At 44.9% G+C, this 739-nt stretch carries 1 protein-coding gene and 1 pseudogene; both read right to left on the bottom strand.

Going from position 1 to position 739, the window contains the following annotated elements:
• Positions 1-375 (bottom strand): annotated as a pseudogene (locus ACRCJ0_RS17335) (DNA polymerase III subunit delta'); the annotation flags it as partial.
• Between the two features lie 57 nt (positions 376-432).
• Positions 433-739, bottom strand: a 307-nt coding sequence (locus tag ACRCJ0_RS17330) for a dTMP kinase (protein WP_431391396.1), incomplete at its 5' end; no start/stop codon positions are given.

Below are 739 nucleotides of genomic sequence, written 5' to 3'. Positions count from 1 at the left end.
AGTCATTTTCTCTGCTTCATGGATAATAAAAATTTGGTTGTCTCCTTCAAGTGAGGACATGGACAACCGTTCTTTTAAATCTCTCGTCTGGTCAATTTTAATGGTATTCCCGTCCGGTTGAATATGAAAAACATCCGGATAGTCAGCGGACAATATCCGACGACAATGGTTACATGTCCCGCAAGGTATCCCCTTGTCAGCTGGATTGAGGCAATTCAAATAGGCCGCTAAATATAGGGCCATATCTTCTTGACCAGAACCTACCATGCCTTCAAAAATATAGGCGTGGCCAAGGCGGTTATTGACGAGGACCCGGTCCATCATAGCGGTCAAATCCGCTTGCTTCTTGGCGATATCAAAATGTTCGTGTGCCATTGATGGACTCCTTTCCATTGCTTTAAGGTGCTTTAAAAATTTGAATGTTTAGCTGAATTAACGAAATAAAGTTGGGAAATGGCTTTCTAAAATAGCCAAGGCATCCCGCTGCATACTTTCAGGGTCTTGGGTGGCATCAATGACTTGAATCCGTTCTTGAAAACGGTCTTTCAAGACGCCATACCCTTTATGAACCCGTTGATGGAAATCAATGGCTTCAACGTCCAGGCGGTTTTGTTCAGCCTGACTGCGGTTGGCTTGAATCCGGCGAATCCCCTCTTCGGCCGTAATATCTAAATACAAGGTCAAGTCGGGTTGGCGGCCATCTGTTGCGAATTGGTTGATGGCAATAATCCCCTCTTCC

Source organism: Aerococcus sp. L_32 (assembly GCF_050689315.1).
Note: the sequence above shows the minus strand (reverse complement) of the source record. Positions and strands in the feature narration are given on the sequence as shown.